14 protein-coding genes are annotated in these 19,380 nt (G+C 72.4%); 5 read left to right on the forward strand and 9 right to left on the reverse strand.

The window, feature by feature from the left end; translation table 11 throughout:
• Positions 1–28 precede the first annotated feature (28 nt).
• Positions 29–1,021 carry a mitochondrial fission ELM1 family protein gene (locus ACYU7H_RS09045; protein ID WP_460814077.1) on the forward strand — a complete coding sequence of 331 codons (993 nt, stop codon included), beginning with the start codon at positions 29–31 and terminating at the stop codon, positions 1,019–1,021.
• Here the strand turns inward: ACYU7H_RS09045 and glnE are convergent.
• From glnE to groES, 4 genes are all read right to left on the reverse strand, one after another.
• On the reverse strand, positions 968–3,850 hold the full coding sequence (gene glnE, locus ACYU7H_RS09050; RefSeq protein ID WP_460814079.1) for a bifunctional [glutamate--ammonia ligase]-adenylyl-L-tyrosine phosphorylase/[glutamate--ammonia-ligase] adenylyltransferase: 2,883 nt from the start codon (positions 3,848–3,850) through the stop codon (positions 968–970). The genes ACYU7H_RS09045 and glnE overlap by 54 nt on opposite strands.
• A gap of 115 nt (positions 3,851–3,965) precedes the next feature.
• Positions 3,966–5,369, reverse strand: coding sequence for a S8 family serine peptidase (locus ACYU7H_RS09055; protein WP_460814080.1), 1,404 nt, complete (start codon positions 5,367–5,369; stop codon positions 3,966–3,968).
• 389 nt (positions 5,370–5,758) lie between these two features.
• A complete protein-coding gene (gene groL / locus ACYU7H_RS09060) occupies positions 5,759–7,399 on the reverse strand; it encodes a chaperonin GroEL (protein WP_460814082.1) in 1,641 nt (546 codons plus the stop codon).
• Positions 7,400–7,458: 59 nt separating this feature from the next.
• Positions 7,459–7,746, reverse strand: coding sequence for a co-chaperone GroES (gene groES / locus ACYU7H_RS09065; protein ID WP_460814083.1), 288 nt, complete (start codon positions 7,744–7,746; stop codon positions 7,459–7,461).
• Positions 7,747–7,982: 236 nt separating this feature from the next.
• Here groES and ACYU7H_RS09070 point away from each other — a divergent pair, with 236 nt between their 5' ends.
• Together ACYU7H_RS09070 and ACYU7H_RS09075 are read left to right on the forward strand one after the other, a co-directional pair.
• On the forward strand, positions 7,983–8,189 hold the full coding sequence (locus tag ACYU7H_RS09070) for a hypothetical protein (RefSeq protein WP_460814085.1): 207 nt from the start codon (positions 7,983–7,985) through the stop codon (positions 8,187–8,189).
• A 316-nt stretch (positions 8,190–8,505) separates the two neighbouring features.
• The gene (locus ACYU7H_RS09075) at positions 8,506–8,928 is read left to right on the forward strand and encodes a hypothetical protein (RefSeq protein WP_460814086.1); all 423 of its coding nucleotides are present in this window, start codon (positions 8,506–8,508) and stop codon (positions 8,926–8,928) included.
• Between the two features lie 28 nt (positions 8,929–8,956).
• On the opposite strand, the gene purL is transcribed toward ACYU7H_RS09075, so the two are convergent.
• The 3 genes from purL to xerD form a co-directional block, all read right to left on the reverse strand.
• Entirely contained in the window at positions 8,957–12,883 is a 3,927-nt protein-coding gene (gene purL, locus ACYU7H_RS09080) for a phosphoribosylformylglycinamidine synthase (RefSeq protein ID WP_460814088.1), read from the reverse strand.
• Positions 12,884–12,959: 76 nt separating this feature from the next.
• Positions 12,960–13,835 carry a DsbC family protein gene (locus ACYU7H_RS09085; protein ID WP_460814089.1) on the reverse strand — a complete coding sequence of 292 codons (876 nt, stop codon included), beginning with the start codon at positions 13,833–13,835 and terminating at the stop codon, positions 12,960–12,962.
• A gap of 109 nt (positions 13,836–13,944) precedes the next feature.
• Positions 13,945–14,895, reverse strand: coding sequence for a site-specific tyrosine recombinase XerD (gene xerD, locus ACYU7H_RS09090; RefSeq protein WP_460814091.1), 951 nt, complete (start codon positions 14,893–14,895; stop codon positions 13,945–13,947).
• A gap of 48 nt (positions 14,896–14,943) precedes the next feature.
• Between xerD and ACYU7H_RS09095 the strand changes: the two genes are divergently transcribed.
• The gene (locus ACYU7H_RS09095; protein WP_460814093.1) at positions 14,944–15,429 is read left to right on the forward strand and encodes an RDD family protein; all 486 of its coding nucleotides are present in this window, start codon (positions 14,944–14,946) and stop codon (positions 15,427–15,429) included.
• 15 nt (positions 15,430–15,444) lie between these two features.
• Here ACYU7H_RS09095 and lptG read toward each other — a convergent pair whose 3' ends face one another.
• Both lptG and lptF read right to left on the reverse strand, forming a co-directional pair.
• On the reverse strand, positions 15,445–16,542 hold the full coding sequence (gene lptG, locus ACYU7H_RS09100) for an LPS export ABC transporter permease LptG (RefSeq protein ID WP_460814095.1): 1,098 nt from the start codon (positions 16,540–16,542) through the stop codon (positions 15,445–15,447).
• Positions 16,539–17,618 (reverse strand): LPS export ABC transporter permease LptF, encoded by a 1,080-nt coding sequence (gene lptF / locus ACYU7H_RS09105; RefSeq protein WP_460814097.1) that lies wholly within the window; start codon positions 17,616–17,618, stop codon positions 16,539–16,541. Before lptF ends, lptG begins: the two co-directional genes overlap by 4 nt.
• A gap of 272 nt (positions 17,619–17,890) precedes the next feature.
• Here lptF and ACYU7H_RS09110 point away from each other — a divergent pair, with 272 nt between their 5' ends.
• A complete protein-coding gene (locus tag ACYU7H_RS09110; protein ID WP_460814099.1) occupies positions 17,891–19,378 on the forward strand; it encodes a leucyl aminopeptidase in 1,488 nt (495 codons plus the stop codon).
• Positions 19,379–19,380 lie beyond the last annotated feature (2 nt).

Raw genomic sequence — 19,380 nt, forward strand, 5'->3', positions numbered from 1 at the left:
ATGCGGCCGGAACGGATTGTTCGCACGCATGCAACGACCGCGGCCCGACACCGCCGACGCGCCGGCGACCTGGATCCTCAGCGACGGTCGCGCCGGCAACCTGCGGCAGGCCGCCGCGCTCGCGGATGCGCTCGGGATCGACAGCGCGCGCCACTGGCCGCTCGCCGGGCTGGCGCCATGGCGCTGGCTCGCGCCCCGCCGCGCGCCGTTCGACCGGTTCGCCTTCGGCTCGGCCTTCGCCCGGGCGCTGGACGCCCCGCCTACGCTGGCGATCGGCTGCGGCCGGCAGGCGGCGCTGGCGACCCGGCTCGCACGGGCGAAGGGCGCGCGCGCGGTGCAGATCCTCGATCCGCGCATGGATCCGCGGCACTGGGATGTCGTGATCGCGCCCGAGCACGACGGCCTGCACGGCGAGAACGTCCTGTCGCTGCTCGGCAGCCTGCATCCGGTGGACGATGCGTGGCTCGCGCGGGCACGCGCCGACTTCGACGCCCTGGCGCAGCTTCCGCGCCCACGCGTGGCGCTGCTCGTGGGCGGCCCGACGCGCGACTCGGGCATGGACGACGGCGCGTTCGCGCGCATGCTCGCCCGCGTGGAGGGGGCCTGCCTCGCCGAGGGCGGCAGCCTGCTCGCCACGGCATCGCGGCGCACGCCCGGGCCGTGGCGGCAGCGGTTGCAGGGCGGCGAGCGGCCCCGGCCACCCGGCATCACCTGGCTCGGCGAAGGCGGTGGCGACGGGTCGGCCGACGCGAATCCGTACCCGGGCCTGCTGGCATGGGCCGACCGGATCGTGTGCACGCCCGATTCGGTGAACATGGTGTCCGAGGCGTGCGCGACGCGCGTGCCCGTGTTCGTCGCCGACCCGGACCGCGCGAGCGGCCGCCCGCGAAAGTTCCTCGACGCGCTGCGCGCGCGTGAGCGCATCCGTCCGGTGGACGACGCGCTGTCGCCCTATCCGGTGTCGCCGCTACGCGAGACCGCCCGGGTCGCCGGGGAACTCCGGGAGCGCCTGGCCGCCTGACCCGGCCGTTGCGTCGAAGTCGAATCCGGCATCGCTGCACGCCGCGCGGATCGCCGCGCGCGCGGCCTCGATCTCCGGCGTGGCGGCCAGCACCCGTGACCGGCGGTCGAGCGTGCAACGCAACCCCGCATCGAGCAGCGTCGCGTGCGCGCCGGCAAGGGCCTCGCAATGCGAGGGTGCGAGCGCGCCCGCACCGCACGCCGCCTCGAGCAGGCCGGGCGTGTCGCGTGGCGGAACCAGCGCGGGGCTGGCCGCGGCATCGCGCAGGACGAGCGCCTGCATCAGGAACTCGAGGTCCACGAGCCCGCCCGCCCCCTGCTTCAGGTCGAAGCGCCCGTCGCCGCCGCGCCCCGACCGGTCGAGTTCGCGCCGCATGCGCGCGCGCATCGCGACGATGTCGTCCCGCAGCGCGTCGCCGTCGCGTGGCGTGGAGAGCGTCGCGGCGCGCACCGATTCGAACGACTGGCACAGGCCCGCGTGCCCGGCCACCGCGCGGGCACGGACCAGCGCCTGGTGCTCCCACGTCCATGCGCGCGTGCGCTGGTAGTCGGTGAAGCTGTCGAGCGAGGACACCAGCAGCCCCTTGGCGCCGTCCGGCCGCAACCGCACGTCGACGTCGTACAGGCGGCCACCACCGGTGTTCGTGCCCAGCAGCGCCACCAGTTTCTGCGCCAGGCGCACGGCCCATCGCGACGCGTCGAGCGGTCGGCGACCGTCGGACTGCGCGCCCGCCGGCGCGTCGTGCAGGAACACCAGGTCCAGGTCCGAGCCGAAGCCGAGCTCCTCGCCACCCAGGCTGCCGTAGCCCAGCACCGCGAACCGCGCACCGGGAAGCACGCCGTGCGCGCGTTCCATCTCGCGCCACGCGAGCGACAGCACGATATCGACCACGGCATCGGCCAGCCAGGCCAGGCTGCGCGCGGCGGCCTGGGGCGACAGGCGGCCGTCCAGCAGCGCCAGCGCGATGCGGAAGCTCAGCGCCTGCCGCTTTTCGTTGAGGGCGAGCAGTGCCGGCTCGATGTCGTCGTGGGCCCGTGCGGCGTCGCACGCATCGCGCAGCGCCGCGCGGTCGGGCAGCGGGCCGCCGACCCGCACGTCGAGCAGTTCGTCGAGCAGCAGCGGGTGCGCCGCGAGGCGCTCCCCAAGGAAGCCGCTGCGGGCGAAGGTGTCCACGACCCGGGCGAGGGCCTCGGGCTGTTCGTCGAGCAGGGCGAGGTAGCTGGTGCGGCGCAGGACGTTGTGGAGCAACGGCAGCAGCCGGTCGAGCGCGACGTCCGGCCGGCCCGATGCGACCGCCGCGCCCAGCAGCGCGGGCAGCACCCGGTCCAGCCGCGCGCGGGCCGCATCGGACAGGTCGCGGACGCCGCTGGTGCGGGCGAAGTCGCGCAGCGCCGCGTCCGCCGCGCCGGGTTGGTCGAACCCGGCCTCGGCAAGCGTCGCGGCCTCGCCCGCATCGGGAAGCGCCTTCCAGTAGCCGGTGAGCGCGTCCGGCGCGCGCGCGGCGCCCGTGCCGGCCGGCGGGGCCAGCAGCGAGCCGAACTCCTCCGCCACGCGCCCGCGATGCTGGTCGAGTTCCCCGACGAGCTGCGTCCAGTCCGCGTAGCCGAGTCCGCGCGCGATCCGCGCGCGGTCGAGGGGATCGTCCGGCAGCGCGTGCACCTGGGCATCGCGCAGCATCTGCAGGCGGTTCTCCAGGCGCCGGAGATGGCGATAGGCGTTGGCCAGGGCGCGGCCGACCGCCGGCTCGACGTGCCCGGCCTCGACCAGGGCGGACAGCGCGGGCAGCAGGCCGCGCACGCGAAGGGCAGGCTCGCGGCCGCCACGGATCAGCTGCAGCGCCTGCACGAGGAACTCGATCTCGCGGATGCCGCCCGGGCCGCGCTTGATGTCGTCGGCGAGGTCCTGGCGGGCGACTTCGGCCGCGATCGCCGCCTTCATCGCGCGCAGGCCGTCGAGCGCGCCGTAATCGAGGTAACGACGGTACACGAACGGCCGCAGTTCGCCGAGGAACGCTTCGCCCGCCGAGATATCGCCCGCCACCGGCCGCGCCTTCTGCCAGGCGTAGCGTTCCCAGTCGCGGCCTTCGCGCTGGAAGTACTGCTCCATGGCGGTGAAGGACAGCGCCACCCGGCCGGCGCTGCCGAACGGCCGCAGCCGCAGGTCGACGCGGTGGCTGAAGCCCTCCGCGGTCCGTTCGTCGAGCAGCCTGGCAAGTTGCTGGCCCAGCCGGGCGCACCAGTCCTCGGCGGCGAGCGCGCGCCGCCCGTCGGATTCGCCGGGCGACGCGAAGCCGTACACGAGGTCGATGTCGGAGGAGAAGTTGAGCTCGGCGCCACCGAGTTTGCCCAGGCCGAAGACGACCAGGCGCTGTGGTGCGCCCGCGCCGTCGCGGAGCGTGCCATGACGCTCCACCATGCCGGGTTCGAGGTGCGCCAGGCCCGCGCGCAGCGCCGACTCCGCGATGGCCGTGCTGCCGGCGAGGGTGTCGGTGACCGCGTCCGCGCCGGCCAGGTCGCGCCACACCAGCCGGGTCGACGCGGCCGCGCGCCACCGGCGCAGCGCGGACGGCCATTCCGGGGACGGCATGGCGGGGTCCGGCGCCGATGGCATCGCGCCGGGATCGTCGACCAGTCGACCAAGGAGCCCGGGCTGTCGCACCAGCGTGTCCAGTGCGAAGTCGCTCGCCACGGCGAGGGCGCGCAGGCGCTCGGCGACCTGGCCCTGCGCGAGCCGCGTGGCGGCATCCGGATCGGCGTCGCGCAGTCGCGCCAGCGCCCGGGATGCGATGTCGTCGAGTGCGCCGTGGGCGTCTTGGGGCGGCAGGTCCACGCCGCGATGATGGCACGCCGTCCGTGGGTCGCCGGTTGCCTGTCCGCCAGAAAGACGATGCCCGCCTAGCGGCGGGCATCGATGCCGCTCGCGCGGCCGCTTCAACGCGGGTGGATCACTCCACCGCGCGGGCCGCGTTGACGCGGCCGTGGCCGTGCGCGTCGTCGCGACCGGGCTTGCCCAGGTCGTCGGCGGTGGCGCGCAGCACGCTCTCCACGGCGCTCGGGGCCATTTCGCCCCCATGCTTGGCGACGATCAGCGCGGCCACGCCCGACACGTGCGGCGCCGCCATGCTGGTGCCCGCGCTCCAGCCGTAGCTGGCGGGGGCGCGCGTGGAGCTCATCACGAAGTCGAAGCCGTAGCAGGGGATGGTCAGCGCCTGGCCGGCATTCGTGTACAGGGTGCAGGCCTCGTTCGTCGGGTAGTCGCCGTTGCCGCCCGGCGCGGAGAAGTCGATCGCCGACTGGCCGCGATTCGAGTAGCTGGCCAGAACGTCGAGGTCCGAGCCCGCGCGGTCGTACGCCCAGCCCACGGGGCCGAGGGCGGACACCGCCAGCGTCGCCGGCAGTTCCGCCGGGAACGCGCGCAGGTTGTAAACGAAGCAGTTGCCGTCGTTGTCGCAGACCTTGGTGCTGCTGTCCTTGTCCAGGTCGCGGCCGTCGTTGCCGGCGGAGGTCACGATGAGCGCGTTCTGGCTCTCCGCGTAGCGCGTGGCGCGGGCCGTTGCATTGATGAGTTCACGCGTCGCGTTGGCGCCCGGTCCGTTGACGGCCAGGCCACCGCGCACGCCGAGGCTCATGTTGATCACGTCGGCGCCCGCGTCAGCGGCATGCACGATGCCCTGGATGATGCCGGCGAAGCTGCCCGAGCCGGTCGCGGCACTGAGCACCTTGACGATGATGAGTTCCGCTTCCGGGGCGACGCCGATCGTGCCGATGCCGTTGTCGGCGGCGGCGATCGTGCCGGCCACGTGCGAGCCGTGGGTGCTGCCGGTGGTGTTGCACCAGCCCTCGCCGGGCACGAACGAGGCCGAGCGCGACGCGTCGATCTGCGACGCCAGGTCAAGGTGCGTGCAGTACGCACCGGAATCCAGCACGGCGACGGTCGCGCCGGCACCGCGGTGGCCCGCGTTCCAGGCGCCGGCCGCGTCGATCGCGGCGTGGCCCCACTGGAAGTCGAAGAAGGCGTCGTTGTCGCCGGAGTTCGGCGGGTTCGCGAAGTCGGCCTCGACCTCGGCGATCTCGGGGATGTCGAACTGCAGCACGACGTCCTCGGCGATCGAGCGCAGCTCGCGGATCCGGCCCGCGCGCTGCGGGAAGTCCGCGTCCGCCTCGACCACGGCGACGCCGATCTGCGGCAGCCGTGCGGTGACCACGCCGCCCGCCGCTTCGATCTTGTTCTGCAGGCTGTTGTCGAAGGCGTGCGCCTTGGCCTGGACGATGTAGGTGCCCGCCTGCGCGGACGCAGCGAAGCCAACCGTGCCGAGGACCGTGATCACGGCCCTGGAAAGGATTTTCATGGATTGCCCCTGGTGAGAAGTTCGCGGATGCCCCCGGCCCCGATGTTGCCCCCGGACCGGGCACCCGATTCTAGACAGGCGTCACGCTTTAGCGCCCGCTGCGTTGCACCATCGAGACAATCTATCGGTTCATCGATTCGCCATTCCGCCCACGGGATGAAACGGCCATAAAAAAAGCCCGCACCGGCGAACCGGTAGCGGGCTTGCTCCCTCCCCCACGTCGGAAGCGGATCCGATCGTGAAGGAAGTGTTAGGGCGATTGCACGCTGCAGTGCAAAAAAGAACTGACCGGTTCAGTTGGGTACCGCCCCGGAACAAGGAAGCCCCGCATCGCTGCGGGGCTTCCGGTACCGCGGGCAACGGGGCGGCGGACCGCCCCCGGGGCCGGATCAGAAATCCATGCCGCCCATGCCGCCCATGCCGCCGCCGCCCGGCATCGCCGGCTCGTCCTTCTTCGGCAGCTCGCCCACCATCGCCTCGGTGGTGATCATCAGGCCGGCGATCGACGCCGCGTTCTGCAGCGCGGTGCGGGTCACCTTGGTCGGATCCAGGATGCCCATCTCGACCATGTCGCCGTACTCGCCGTTGGCGGCGTTGTAGCCGTAGTTGCCGCTGCCGTCCTTCACCTTGTTCAGGACCACCGACGGCTCCTCGCCGGCGTTGGCGACGATCTCGCGCAGCGGGGCTTCCATGGCGCGCAGGGCGATCTGGATGCCGTGGTTCTGGTCGACGTTGGCGCCTTCCAGGCCGGCGATGGTGGACAGCGCGCGGATCAGCGCGACGCCGCCGCCCGGGACCACGCCTTCCTCGACCGCAGCGCGCGTGGCGTGCAGCGCGTCCTCGACGCGGGCCTTCTTCTCCTTCATCTCGATCTCGGTCGAAGCACCGACCTTGATCACCGCCACGCCGCCGGCCAGCTTGGCCACGCGCTCCTGCAGCTTCTCGCGGTCGTAGTCCGAGGAGGTCTCTTCGATCTGCGCCTTGATCTGCTTGATGCGCGCCTCGATGCCCGAGGTCTCGCCCGCGCCGTCGATGATGGTGGTGTTCTCCTTGGAGACCTGCACCTTCTTCGCGCGGCCCAGGTCGTTGACCGTCGCCTTCTCGAGCTGCAGGCCGACTTCCTCGGAAATCACGGTGCCGCCGGTGAGGATCGCCATGTCCTCCAGCATCGCCTTGCGGCGGTCGCCGAAGCCCGGGGCCTTCACGGCGCAGACCTTCACGATGCCGCGGATGGTGTTGACCACCAGCGTCGCCAGGGCCTCGCCCTCGACTTCCTCGGCCACGATCAGCAGCGGCTTGCCGGCCTTGGCCACGCCCTCGAGGACGGGCAGCAGGTCACGGACGTTCGAGATCTTCTTGTCGTGCAGCAGGATGAACGGGTCGTCCAGTTCGCACTGCATCGACTGCTGGTTGTTGATGAAGTACGGCGACAGGTAGCCGCGGTCGAACTGCATGCCCTCGACGACGTCGAGCTCGTTCTCCAGGCCCGAGCCTTCCTCGACCGTGATCACGCCTTCCTTGCCGACCTTCTTCATCGCGTCGGCGATGATGTTGCCGATCGACTCGTCGGAGTTCGCCGAGATCGTGCCGACCTGGGCGATCGCCTTGTCGTCGGCCGTCGGCTTGCTGATGTTCTTCAGCTCGGCGGTGGCGGCGGTGACCGCCTTGTCGATGCCGCGCTTGAGGTCCATGGGGTTCATGCCGGCGGCGACCGCCTTCATGCCCTCGCGGATCATCGCCTGCGCCAGCACGGTCGCGGTGGTGGTGCCGTCACCGGCGTTGTCGGAGGTCTTGGACGCGACCTCCTTCACCATCTGCGCGCCCATGTTCTCGAACTTGTCCTGCAGCTCGATCTCCTTGGCGACGGACACGCCGTCCTTGGTGATCGTCGGCGCGCCGAAGCTCTTCTCGAGCACGACGTTGCGGCCCTTCGGGCCCAGGGTCGCCTTGACGGCGTTGGCGAGGGCGTTGACGCCGCGCAGCATCTTGGAGCGCGCGTCCTCGCCGAAGCGGATTTCCTTGGCAGCCATTTCGCGTTACCTCGAAAGTGTGTCTTGAGTGGGGATTCGGTATCGGGGGAAGCGCGCGATCAGCCGAGGATCGCGAGGATGTCGTCTTCCTTCACCACCAGGTACTCGGTGCCGTCGACCTTGACCTCGGTGCCCGAGTACTTGCCGAACAGGACCTTGTCGCCGGCCTTGACCTTCGGCGCGCGCACGCTGCCGTTGTCGAGGACCTTGCCTTCGCCGACGGCGACGACTTCGCCCTTGATCGGCTTCTCGGCGGCCGAATCGGGGATCACGATGCCGCCGGCGGACATCTTTTCCTCTTCCATGCGCTTGATGACCACGCGGTCGTACAGCGGCTTCATGTTCATGCGGACAATCCTCGCAAGTGCTTGATTGACGGGAGAAAGACCGCGGATTCTAGCAGTCCGGGGAAGGGAGTGCCAAACCCCGCGGCAAGAAAAACGCCCCCGGGGGGGGACCCGCCGGAGATGGGGGGTTCCCCGACGCTTTCAAGGGGGACCGGCCGAGTGCGCCCCCGCCGGCCCGGCGGGAGGCTGGCGGGGCCGCCACGGATCGGCGGCGCCATCACCCAGGGAGGGATTCCATGCGCCACTTCGCACTGCTCGCCGCCGGGACGATCGTCGCCGGTGCCTTGGCCCCCGCCACCGCACAGGCCGATGAGACGGTCCGGGTCAATGGACGCCTGTACACCTGCACCAACAGCTGCGTCGTCCACACGGACGATGACGGCTGGAGCATCACGGACTGCTGCGGCGGTCGGGTCAAGACGACCTACATCATCCGGAAGTGACGCGAAGGGCCACGACTCCCGGAGACCGGCGTGGTCTCCGGGAATGATCAAGGGAGAGGTCGAAATGCGGGTAAGGAAGCGAAGCGCAATCCATGTATCGATCGTCCTCCTGCTTGCCGCGTGCGGCGGCCATGACGGTCAGGAGCCATCCCGGGACAGACAGCCCATGGGCGAGGCACGACGCGAGTCGCTCACCCCGCGGGGCCCTGCGCATCAGTTGAACGGTGACCCGGCGCACCGGGCGGGAACGCATCCGCAACCGGGGTACCCGGCCCCCAGGCCACTGCCGGAGGATGGACACCTGCAGGCGGAGCGCATGTTCCTGGACGCGGGCAGCGCCACGTTGCGCGGCGACCAGGCAGGCGACGTGCTGGCGTCGGAGGAATTCGACGAGTTCGTGCAGGTGCTTCGCGACCAGATGGCCACGGACCGCGATGCGGGGGACCTGGCACGCTTCTACGGCGACCAGATCTCGGACCAATTGCCGCCTGCAGCGGCGCTCGGCGAACTTGCCTGCGGCACGAGCGTTTGCATCGGATCAGTGCGCGACAGCATCGACGGACAAGGGGGAGAAACCTGGGTGGATACCTTTTTCCGGAGCCCTGATTCGCCACACAGCAGCTTGGTCTACGCCCAGGTCCCAGGTGACGGACGGAACGTGGAGACCCGGTTCGTCATCGGCACTGATCCCGCTTACGCGGGTCTCTCCTTTCCGTTCCCGGACAAGGGCGGTGACTGATCGACCGCACGCCTCCTGCTGACGCTGCTCAGCCCACCCAGGCACGGGCGTTGCGGAACATCCGCAGCCACGGGCCGTCCTCCGGCCAATCGCGCGGTGCCCAGCTGAAGTTCGCGGTCCGGGGGGTGCGTTCCGGGTGCGGCATCAGGATCGTGGCCCGCCCGTCGTCGCTCGACAGGCCGGCGACCGCACCTTCCGAACCGTTCGGGTTGTCCGGGAATGCGACAGCCGGCGCCCCGTCGCCGGCCACGTAGCGCAGCGCCACGCGGGCGGCCTCCAGGTCGGCGCCGGCATCGAACGCCGCCCGCCCCTCGCCGTGCGCCACCGCGACCGGGATCCGGGAGCCTTCCATCCCCCGCAGCAGGATCGACGGCGAGTCCACGACCTCCAGCAGGCCCAGGCGCGCCTCGAACTGCTCGCTGCGGTTGCGCAGGAAGCGCGGCCAGTGCCCCGCGCCGGGAATGATGTCGCGCAGCTGCGACAGCGCCTGGCACCCGTTGCACACACCCAGCGCGAACTTCGCCCCGTCGGCGAAGAACGCGGTGAACATCTCGCGCAGCGCGTCGCGCTCGAGCACCGACGTCGCCCAGCCGCGGCCGGCGCCGAGGACGTCGCCGTACGAGAACCCGCCGCAGGCGACCAGGCCGCGGTAGCCGTCGAGCGTGTCGCGGCCCGAGACCAGGTCGCTCATGTGCACGTCCACGGGCTCGAAGCCGGCGCGGTCGAAGCAGGCCGCCATTTCCACCTGCCCGTTGACGCCCTGCTCGCGCAGGACCGCGACGCGGGGGCGGGCGCCGGTGTTGACGTACGGCGCGGCGATGTCGTCCGCCGGGTCGAACGACAGCACCGGCTGCAGGCCGGGCGCGTCGAACCGGCGCGCGGCGTCGCGCTCCTCGTCCGCGCATTCGGGGTTGTCGCGCAGCCGCTGCATCGCGTGGGTGGTCGACCACCACGCGTCGAACAGCGCGTCCCAGCGCCATTCGGCCAGCACGTTGTCCTCGTCGACCACGCGGATGGCGGGCACGCGCGTCGGCCGGGCGATGCGCTGCGCGCACTGCACCAGGCCGTGCCGCGCCACCAGGTCGGCGAAGTCGGCCCGATGCTCGGAGGCCACCTGCACGACCGCGCCCAGTTCCTCGTTGAACAGCGTCCGGAACGGGTTCTCGCCCCAGGCGTCGAGCGTGATGTCCAGGCCCACGCGCGAACAGAACGCCATCTCGCACAGCGTGGCGAACGCGCCGCCGTCGGAACGGTCGTGGTACGCCAGCAACAGGCCGGCCTCGCGCGCGTCGCGCACGAGCTCGAACAGCGCGCGCAGGCGCTGCGGGTCGTCCAGGTCGGGCACGTCGCCGGCGAAGGCGGGCAACGCGCCGCCCTCGTTCGCCTCGGGATGCACCTGCGCCAGGATCGATCCGCCGAGGCGCTGGCGTCCCGCACCCAGCCCGATCAGCCACAGCTCGCTCTCGACGTCCCTCGCCAGTTGCGGCGTGAGCTGGCGGCGCACGTCCGGCACGGCGGCGAACGCGGTCACGATCAGCGAAACGGGCGACACGGTGCGGCGCGTGGCGCCGTCGGCCTGCCACTGCGCCTGCATCGACAGCGAGTCCTTGCCCACCGGGATCGACAGGTCGAGCTCGGGACACAGTTCCATGCCCACCGCGCGGACCGCGTCGAACAGGCGCGCGTCCTCGCCGTCGTGGCCGGCGGCCGCCATCCAGTTGGCGGAGAGCTTGACGCGGTGCAGCGTCTCCACCGGCGCGGCGCACAGGTTGGTGATCGCCTCGCCGACGGCCATGCGCGCGGCGGCGGCGGGGTCGAGCAGCGCCAGCGGCGTGCGCTCGCCGATCGCCATCGCCTCGCCGGTGAAGCCTTCGAAGCCCGACAGCGTGATCGCGCAGTCGGCGACCGGCAGCTGCCACGGGCCGACCATCTGGTCGCGCGCGGTGAGGCCGCCGACCGTTCGGTCGCCGATCGTCACCAGGAACGATTTCGAGGCCACCGTCGGGTGCGAGAGCACGCGCAGCCCGGCATCGTGCAGCGCCAGGCCCGGCGCCTCCAGGTCGATGTCCACGCCCGACAGTTCCGGCCACGGTGCCGGCGGCGGGCGGCGCGCGTCGCGGTGCATCTTCGGGGGCTTGCCGAACAGCAGGTCCATCGGCAGGTCGATCGACCAGCCCCCGGCCGGCGGCGCGTCCACGGTGCCGGGATTGGCGCCGTAACCGGCCACCAGGCGTTCCTCGGCGGTCGCCGTGCCGACCACCGCGAACGGGCAGCGCTCGCGCGCGCACAGCGCGGCGAACTCCGCCACCCGGTCCTGCGGCAGGCCCAGCACGTAGCGCTCCTGGGACTCGTTGCACCACAGCTGCATCGGCGACAGCGACGGGTCGTCGCTGGGCACGCGGTCGAGGTCGACCACGCCGCCCACGCCCGAGTCGTGCAGCAGTTCGGGGATGGCATTGGACAGCCCGCCCGCGCCGACGTCGTGGATCGACTGGATCGGATTTCGATCGCCCAGCGCCACGCAGCGGTCGATGACCTCCTGGCAGCGGCGCTCCATCTCGGGGTTGTCGCGCTGCACGCTGGCGAAGTCCAGGTCCTCGGCGCTCTCGCCCGAGGCCACGGAACTCGCGGCGCCGCCGCCCAGGCCGATCAGCATCGCCGGCCCGCCCAGCACCACGACCGCGTCGCCGGGGGACAGCGCGCGCTTGGCGACCATGTCGCGGTCCATCGCGCCCAGCCCGCCCGCCAGCATGATCGGCTTGTCGTAGCCGCGCAGCAGCCCGTCGCCCTCGTCGAGCTCGAAGCTGCGGAAATAGCCGGCGAGGTTCGGCCGGCCGAACTCGTTGTTGAACGCGGCGCCGCCGAGCGGGCCGTCGCGCATGATCTCGAGCGCCGGGGCCATGCGCGGGTTGAGCGGGCGCTTCGGTTCCCAGGGCTGCGGCAGGGACGGGATGCGCAGGTGCGACACCGAGAAGCCGGTCAGGCCCGCCTTCGGCTTGCCGCCGCGCCCCGTCGCGCCCTCGTCGCGGATCTCGCCGCCGGCACCGGTGGAGGCGCCCGGGAACGGCGCGATCGCGGTCGGGTGGTTGTGCGTCTCGACCTTGATGCAGAACGCGCCGGGGGCCTCGGCCTCCGCGCGGTAGGTGCGCGTGTCCGGGTCCGGGCGGAACCGCCGCGTCACGTAGCCCTCGACCACCGCCGCGTTGTCGCTGTACGCCGACAGCGTGTGCTCCGGCGTGCGCGCGTGGGTGTGCTTGATCATCCGGAACAGCGACGTGTCCTGCGCGCGGCCGTCGATCGTCCAGCTGGCATTGAAGATCTTGTGCCGGCAGTGCTCGGAGTTCGCCTGCGCGAACATCATCAGCTCGACGTCCGAGGGCACGCGCCCGAGCGCGCCATAGCGGTCGCGCAGGTAGGCGATCTCGTCCTCGGCCAGCGCCAGGCCCAGGCGCGAATTCGCGTCTTCCAGGCCGTCGAGCGGGATGCGTTCCAGCGCGCCGCGGGCGGGTTCCGCGAACAGCGCCGACGCCGCGTCCGCGTCCTCGAGCAGCGACTGGGTCATCGGATCGTGCAGCAGCTTCTCCAGCGCGGCGCGCGCGCCGGCGTCGCCGGGCCAGCCGGAGAGGTCGATCCGCATGCCGCGCTCCACCCGCTTCACCGGCATCCCGGCGCCATGGAGCAGTTCGGTCGCCTTGCTCGCCCAGGGCGAGATCGTCCCGAGGCGCGGCACGATCCAGTGCGAGGCCGCGCCGGGCGAGGCCGGATGGCGTTCGCCGCCGGCCTGCAGGATGCGATGGAGGGTGCCTGCGTCGGGCGTCGCGCCGGGTTCGGGTTCGACCCAGTACGCATGCCAGGCCCCGAGGACCCGGATGCCGGGGACGACGGCCTGCAGTCGGGCTTGCAGCCGCTCGCGGCGGAACGGCGACAGGGCCGGCTGGCCCTCGAGCACGATCATGTCGGGGGGATGCGCGATGACGGCCCGCCATTGTAGCCGAGCGGCCCGTCCCGCCCGGCATCCGTCCCGCCGGGCGTCAGCGGGTCCCGGCGTCGCCGGTCGCGGACGCCTCGCCGGCCGCCGGCGCCGCTTCGCCGCCGGCCTTCGCCGCGATCTCGTCCAGCCGCTGGCGCAGTTCGCCGGGCGGCACGTAACCGCCCAGCTGGGTGCCGTCCTCGGCGAGGATCATCGGGGTGCCGGTCAGGCCGGCCTTGCGGCCGAGCGCGTACTGCGCCGCCACGGGATTGCTGCATTCGCGGTCGGGCACCGCCCGGTCCGACTTGGCGTCGGTGAGGGCCTTGCGGCGGTCGGCGCTGCACCAGACCGACACCATCGTCTCGAAATCCTCGCTGCCCGGGCCCATGCGCGGGAACGCCAGATATTCGACCGCGATCCCCTGGCGGTTGAGCTCGCCGATGTCCTGGTGGAAGCGACGGCAATAGCCGCACTCCACGTCGGTGAACACCGTGACCGTGTGCACCGGGTTGGCCGGCGCGAACACGATGCGGTCCTTCGCCGGGACGTTGGCCAGCAGTTCGCGGCGCAGGCCGGCCATCGCGACCTGGCCGAGGTCCAGCTTCTCGCGCAGGTCGACCAGGGTGCCCTGGAACAGGTAGCGCCCGTCGTCGGACACGTAGACGACCTTGCCGTCCACGATCACTTCGCGGAAGCCGTCGATCGGCGCGTCGCCGATGCGGTCGATCACCAGCTGGTTGTTGATCCCGCGGATGGCGTCGCGCGCGCGCGCCTCGGGGGTCCCGGCGACGACCTCCGGCTCGCCCGGCGCCGGCGGCAGCGCCGCGGCGCCGGTGGCGCCGGCCTGGCCGGCGGTCGTCGACTCCGGCGGCTTGGCGCAGGCGGTGAGGCTGGCGCCCAGCAGCAACGCCGGGAGGAGCACGGGAAGACGCGTCATCGGGAATCCTTGCAATGCGGTGCGATCGGGGCGGGCGCGGTTGGACCGCGGGCCCGCGCCGGGGTTCCGGATTGTGGCACGGCGTCGACGGCGCACCGCCGGCCGCGACTCAACCGCGCGGATGGTGGCGCGCGTGGAGCTGCTTGAGGTGTTCGCGCGCCACCAGCGTGTAGATCTGGGTCGTCGACAGGGAGCTGTGTCCCAGCAGCATCTGCAGGGCCCGCAGGTCCGCGCCGTGGTTGAGCAGGTGGGTGGCGAAACTGTGCCGCAGGCCGTGGGGACTGATCCGCGCCGGGTCGATGCCCGCGCGCGCGGCGCAGCGCTTCACCGTGGTCCAGAACTGCTGGCGGGTCGGGGCCTCGCCGCGCGCGGTCAGGAACAGGGCCGCCGACGGCTGCCTTCCGGCGAGCGTCGGGCGGGCCTGGTCGAGGTAGCGCTGCAACCAGGCCTGCGCCTCCTCGCCGAGCGGTACCAGCCGCTCCCGGCCGCCCTTGCCCAGTACCCGCAGCACGCCCTGGCGCAGGTTGACCGCGGTCGCCGGCAGGCCGACGAGTTCGCTGACCCGCAGCCCGCAGGCATACATCAACTCCAGCATCGCGCGGTCGCGCAGGCCCTCCGGCCCGTCGACGTCGGGCGCGGCCAGCAGGGCGTCGACCTGGCCCTCGGTGAGCGCCTTCGGCAGCGAGCGGGGCAGCTTGGGCGGTTCGAGCAGCGCGGTCGGATCGTCCGCGCGCGCGCCGCGGCGCAACTGCCACGCGGAGAACGCCCGCAGCGACGACAGCAGGCGGGCGTTGCTGCGTGGCGAGTATCCGTCGCGGCTGCGCGCGGCCAGGTAGTCGAACAGCGCGCCCCGGTCCGCCCCCGCCAGGCCGCCGCCGGCCCCGGCGCGCCAGCGCGCGAAGCCGGCGAGGTCGCGCCGGTAGCTGTCGAGCGTCGCGCGCGACAGGCCCTGTTCGGCCCACAGCGCGTCCAGGCAGGCGTCGATCAGGTCGCGGTCGGCGTCGGGAAGCGGCCCCTGCCGCATCGCACGCCGCCGGCGTTCGGCGGGCGTCGCTGGCATGTGCGCAGTCTAGGGCGGGCGCTGCCGGCGTGCGGCTATCCTGCGCCGATGCCGACGTCCGGACCCCACCCGCCGACCCGCCGCCCGACCGCCCTCGTCGGTCGCCGGCTGCTCGCACTCTCCTACGACCTGTGGCCCGTCGCGGCGCTGTGGTTCCTGCTTTCGCTGGTCGCCAACCTCGCCTACACCCTGTCGGGACATGGCGTGCGCGAGTACATCGCGCCCTTCACCCCGCTCGGCTGGCTGCTGTGGATCGGCTGCTGGCTGCTCGCGGGGCTGTACGCGACGACCAGCTGGCGGCGCGGCGGCCAGACCCTGGGGATGCGTCCCTGGCGGCTGCGGCTGGTCACCGCCGACGGCGCCCCGCCCGCCACCCGGGCGCTTTGGCTCCGGTTCGCAGTGGGCACGCTGTCGCTGGCCGCCGCCGGTGCCGGATTCTGGTGGGCGTGGATCGATCGCGACCGGCTGGCCTGGCACGACCGCGCGAGCGGCACGCGGCTCGTACGCATCGACCCGGCGGGGAGCGCGGCCTGACGGGCGTCCGCGGACTCAACCGCTGCGGCGACTGAACAGCAGGCCCGACAGCGCCAGCAGCGCGACCGGCGGCACCAGGTACGCGAGCACGAAGCTGAAGTCGTACGCGTTCGCCGCGCGGACGAACCATTCCTGCAGCACCAGGAACCCGAGCGAGAACACGATGCCGATGAACAGCCGCTTGCCCAGGCCGCCGCTGCGCAGCGTGCCGAAGGCGAACGGGATCGCGGCCAGGCACAGCGCCAGCACGTTGAGCGGGAAGAACCAGCGGCCCCAGTAGACCTCCTCGAACTCCGAGGCATCCAGGCCGTTGCGCTTGTAGTACGCGATGCTGCGCTGCAGGTCCCGCGCGCTCAGGTAGCGCGGCCGGGTCACCCCCGCGAGCAGTGCCGTGTCGTCGAGGTTGGACTCCCAGGTTTCTTCCGGCACGCGCTCCTGGACCACCGAATCCTCGCGGAATGTCGTGCGCACCACGTCGCGCATCAGCCAACCGCCCGGGCGGTGCTCGGCCGCCGCGGCCCGCGCGATCGACTGCAGCCGCCCCGCCTCGTCGAATGCGAACAGCCGCACGTCGCGCAGTTCCAGCCACGTCGACGCGCCGTCCGCGCGCTGCACGCCGGTGCGTGCGTTGAGGAAGACCTCGCCCTCGCGGGCCCAGAGGCCCGAGTACTGCGCGACCATCAGGTTGTCGGACATCGCCGCCGCCTTGACCGAATCGGCCTGGCGGTTGCCCCAGGGGCCGAGCGTCTCGCCGTTGACCACCATCAGCGCGGTCAGCAGCGCCAGCGCGCCCGCGGCCGCGAAGCTCAGGCGCCGGCGCGACAGGCCCAGCGCGCGCAGCGCGGTGAGTTCGGACGAGGCGGCGAGCTGGCCCAGCCCCATCAGCGCGCCGATCACCGCGGCGGTGGGGAACAGCTGGTACGCCCGCCGCGGCGCGGTGTAGAGCACGTACGCGATCGCCTGCGGGACGCCGTAGTCGCCCTTCCCGAAGTCGCCCACCTCCCCGAACATCGCCAGCACGACGTCCAGGCCCAGCAGGATCGCCCACGTGACCAGCACCGTGCCCAGCACGACGCGGCCCACGTACAGGTCGTAGATGCGCGGGAAGCTCATCGCCGCCACCCGCGCCGGGCGATCCGGCCGTCGCGCGCGAAGAAGAAGGCCCCCGCCGCGAGCAGGGGCAGCAGCAGCCACCACAGGCCGAGCGCCGCCGGCACCTTGCCCTGCGCCACCCATTCGGTGCCGAGCGTCGCCAGGTTCATGCCCACCAGGTACGCGAGGAAGCCGACGAGGATGCGCCCGTATCGCGTCTGCCGCGGCCCCCCGCGCGCCAGCGGGACCGCCAGCAGCGCGAACGCCAGCGCCAGCAGCGGCGGGGCGATGCGCCAGTGCAGCTGCGCGCGCGCCTCGCGCCGCGGGTCGCCCAGCAGGGCGGTGGTCGGCAGGATCTCGGGATCGTCCGGCTCGGCCACCTCGGCGCGATCGGGCAGGCGGATTTCGTTCGCCGCGTAGCGCATCAGGCGGAAATCGCGGCCCTCGTCCTCGGGCCCCTCGACGCGGAAACCGTCCTCGAGTCGGAGGTAGCGCTCGCTCTCGCCGTCGAAGAACAGGCGGCCGGTCTCGGCGGTGGTCACGTCGATGCGGCCCTCGGCGCCGCGTTGCACGAACACGCGCCGCAGCTGCTCGCCGCCTTCCGCGACGGCACCGACGTACACCACGCCCCCGTCCGGCAGCGACGTGAAGCGGCCCGCCTCCAGGCCCGCGACCACCAGGCTGCGGTTGGCGGCCTCGATCATCTCGTTGGAGGTGCGCTGCCCCCACGGGCCGAGCCACAGCGAGCACGCCCCGACCACCAGCATGACCGGGACCAGCAGCATCGCGAGCGGGCGGGCCAGGCGCGCCGGGCCCACGCCCACGGCGGCGAGCACCGGCATCTCCGAGTCGCGGTACAGCCGGCCCAGCGCGAGCAGCAGCCCCACCATGAGCGCCAGCGGCAGGATCAGCGGCAGGTAGCTCAGCAGCTGCAGGCCGAGCTGGGACAGCATCAGCGACGCCGGCACCTTGCCGCGCGCGATCCGGTCGAGCACCACGCCCACCAGCGCGCTCATGCTCACCATCCCGAGCACGACCAGCGCCGCCGACACGGACTGCGAGAACTCCTTCAGCAGGTAGCGGTCAAGGGCGCGCAAGCGGCCTGCTCGCATCGGTCCGGGCCACGGGGGCGGTCACCTTCATGGGGGTGGGCGGAGCCTCGTTCATCATGCGGAGCGCCGCTCGGCGGCGGGTCGGAGTCGGCATCGGGTCGGGCATCGATTAAACTGGCGGGCCTGTCTCGTCCATGTCTTCGCCACCGCCCGGCCGTGCCCGGCGCGGGGTCCGCGGCGCGCCCAACGGCCCGCGCCGCGTCGAGCGAAGCGCCGGATTGTACGGAAATCCCCCTCGCGAACCGGAATACCAACGAATGTCCCTCGAATTCACCCTGAACCACGAACCCGCCGCCTCCGCCGACGTGGATTGCGTGGTGGTCGGCGCGTTCGCGGACGGCACGCTCACGCCCGCCGCGCAGGCGATCGACGCCGCCAGCGGCGGCCGCCTGAAAGCGCTCGCCGCGCGCGAGGACCTGAGCGGGCGCACCGGCCGCACGCTGGTGCTGCACGACCTCGAGGGCGTCAAGGCGCCGCGCGTGCTGGTGGTCGGCCTCGGCGAGGCGGGCAAGTTCGGGGTGCCGCAGTACCTGAAGGCGGTCGGCGACGCCGCCCGCGCGCTGCGCACCGGGCCGTCGAAGCGCGCGCTGCTGACGCTGTCCGAGCTGGACATCGCCGGCCGCGACCGCGCCTGGGCGATCCGCCAGGCCGCGATCGCCGCCGACCACGCCTGCTACCGCTATACCGCGACCCTGGGCAAGGACAACAAGGTGCGCAAGGAGACCGGCCTGGCGACGCTGGCGATCGCCGGCGAGGACGCCGCCGCCCTCGCCCACGGCCAGGCCATCGCCGCCGGCGTCCGGTTCGCGCGCGAACTCGGCAACCTGCCGGCCAACATCTGCAACCCCGCCTACCTCGCCAGCCAGGCGAAGGAATTCACCGCGCGCTTCGACAACGCCTCCTGCGAGGTGCTAGAGCGCGACGACATGGCCAAGCTCGGCATGGGCGCGCTGCTGGCCGTCGGCCAGGGCGCGACCGCCAACCCGCCCAAGCTGGTGGTGATGGAGTACCGCAACGGCGGCGACAGCAAGCCGTACGTGCTGGTCGGCAAGGGCATCACCTTCGACACCGGCGGCATCAACCTGAAGGTGCAGGGCGGCGTCGAGGAGATGAAGTTCGACATGTGCGGCGCGGCCACGGTCATGGGCACGTTCGTGTCCGCCGTGGGCATGCAGCTGCCGGTCAACCTGGTCGTGATCGTGCCGGCGGTGGAGAACATGCCCGACGGCAACAGTTACCGCCCGTCCGACGTGCTCACCAGCATGTCCGGCAAGACGATCGAGGTCGGCAACACCGACGCCGAGGGCCGCCTGATCCTGTGCGACGCGCTGACCTACGCGCAGCGCTACGAGCCGAAGGCGCTGGTCGACGTCGCCACGCTCACCGGCGCGTGCATGGTCGCGCTGGGCAAGTACGCCTCCGGCCTGATGAGCAAGCACGACGACCTGGCCGGCGAGCTGCTGGCCGCGGGCGAGACCACCTTCGACCGCGCCTGGCGCCTGCCCCTGTGGGACGAGTACCAGACGATGCTCGAGTCGACCTACGCCGACGTCTACAACATCGGCGGCCGCTGGGCCGGCGCGATCACCGCGGGCTGCTTCCTGGCGCGGTTCGCGGAAGGCCAGCGCTGGGCGCACCTGGACATCGCCGGCAGCGGCAGCGACGACGGCCGCAAGGGCATGGCCACCGGCCGCCCGGTCGGCCTGCTGAGCCAGTGGCTGCTCGACCAGGCGCGCGCGGCCTGAGC

It is taken from the genome of Luteimonas pelagia (assembly GCF_054776035.1).

What these genes read in the sequence shown, in the direction of transcription:
- ACYU7H_RS09045 (WP_460814077.1), top strand. Translation starts at nt 29, where the DNA reads ATGCAACGACCGCGGCCCGACACCGCCGACGCGCCGGCGACCTGGATC.
- ACYU7H_RS09055 (WP_460814080.1), bottom strand. Translation starts at nt 5,369, where the DNA reads ATGAAAATCCTTTCCAGGGCCGTGATCACGGTCCTCGGCACGGTTGGC.
- groL (WP_460814082.1), bottom strand. Translation starts at nt 7,399, where the DNA reads ATGGCTGCCAAGGAAATCCGCTTCGGCGAGGACGCGCGCTCCAAGATG.
- groES (WP_460814083.1), bottom strand. Translation starts at nt 7,746, where the DNA reads ATGAACATGAAGCCGCTGTACGACCGCGTGGTCATCAAGCGCATGGAA.
- ACYU7H_RS09070 (WP_460814085.1), top strand. Translation starts at nt 7,983, where the DNA reads ATGCGCCACTTCGCACTGCTCGCCGCCGGGACGATCGTCGCCGGTGCC.
- ACYU7H_RS09075 (WP_460814086.1), top strand. Translation starts at nt 8,506, where the DNA reads ATGTTCCTGGACGCGGGCAGCGCCACGTTGCGCGGCGACCAGGCAGGC.
- purL (WP_460814088.1), bottom strand. Translation starts at nt 12,883, where the DNA reads ATGATCGTGCTCGAGGGCCAGCCGGCCCTGTCGCCGTTCCGCCGCGAG.
- ACYU7H_RS09085 (WP_460814089.1), bottom strand. Translation starts at nt 13,835, where the DNA reads ATGACGCGTCTTCCCGTGCTCCTCCCGGCGTTGCTGCTGGGCGCCAGC.
- xerD (WP_460814091.1), bottom strand. Translation starts at nt 14,895, where the DNA reads ATGCCAGCGACGCCCGCCGAACGCCGGCGGCGTGCGATGCGGCAGGGG.
- ACYU7H_RS09095 (WP_460814093.1), top strand. Translation starts at nt 14,944, where the DNA reads ATGCCGACGTCCGGACCCCACCCGCCGACCCGCCGCCCGACCGCCCTC.
- lptG (WP_460814095.1), bottom strand. Translation starts at nt 16,542, where the DNA reads ATGAGCTTCCCGCGCATCTACGACCTGTACGTGGGCCGCGTCGTGCTG.
- ACYU7H_RS09110 (WP_460814099.1), top strand. Translation starts at nt 17,891, where the DNA reads ATGTCCCTCGAATTCACCCTGAACCACGAACCCGCCGCCTCCGCCGAC.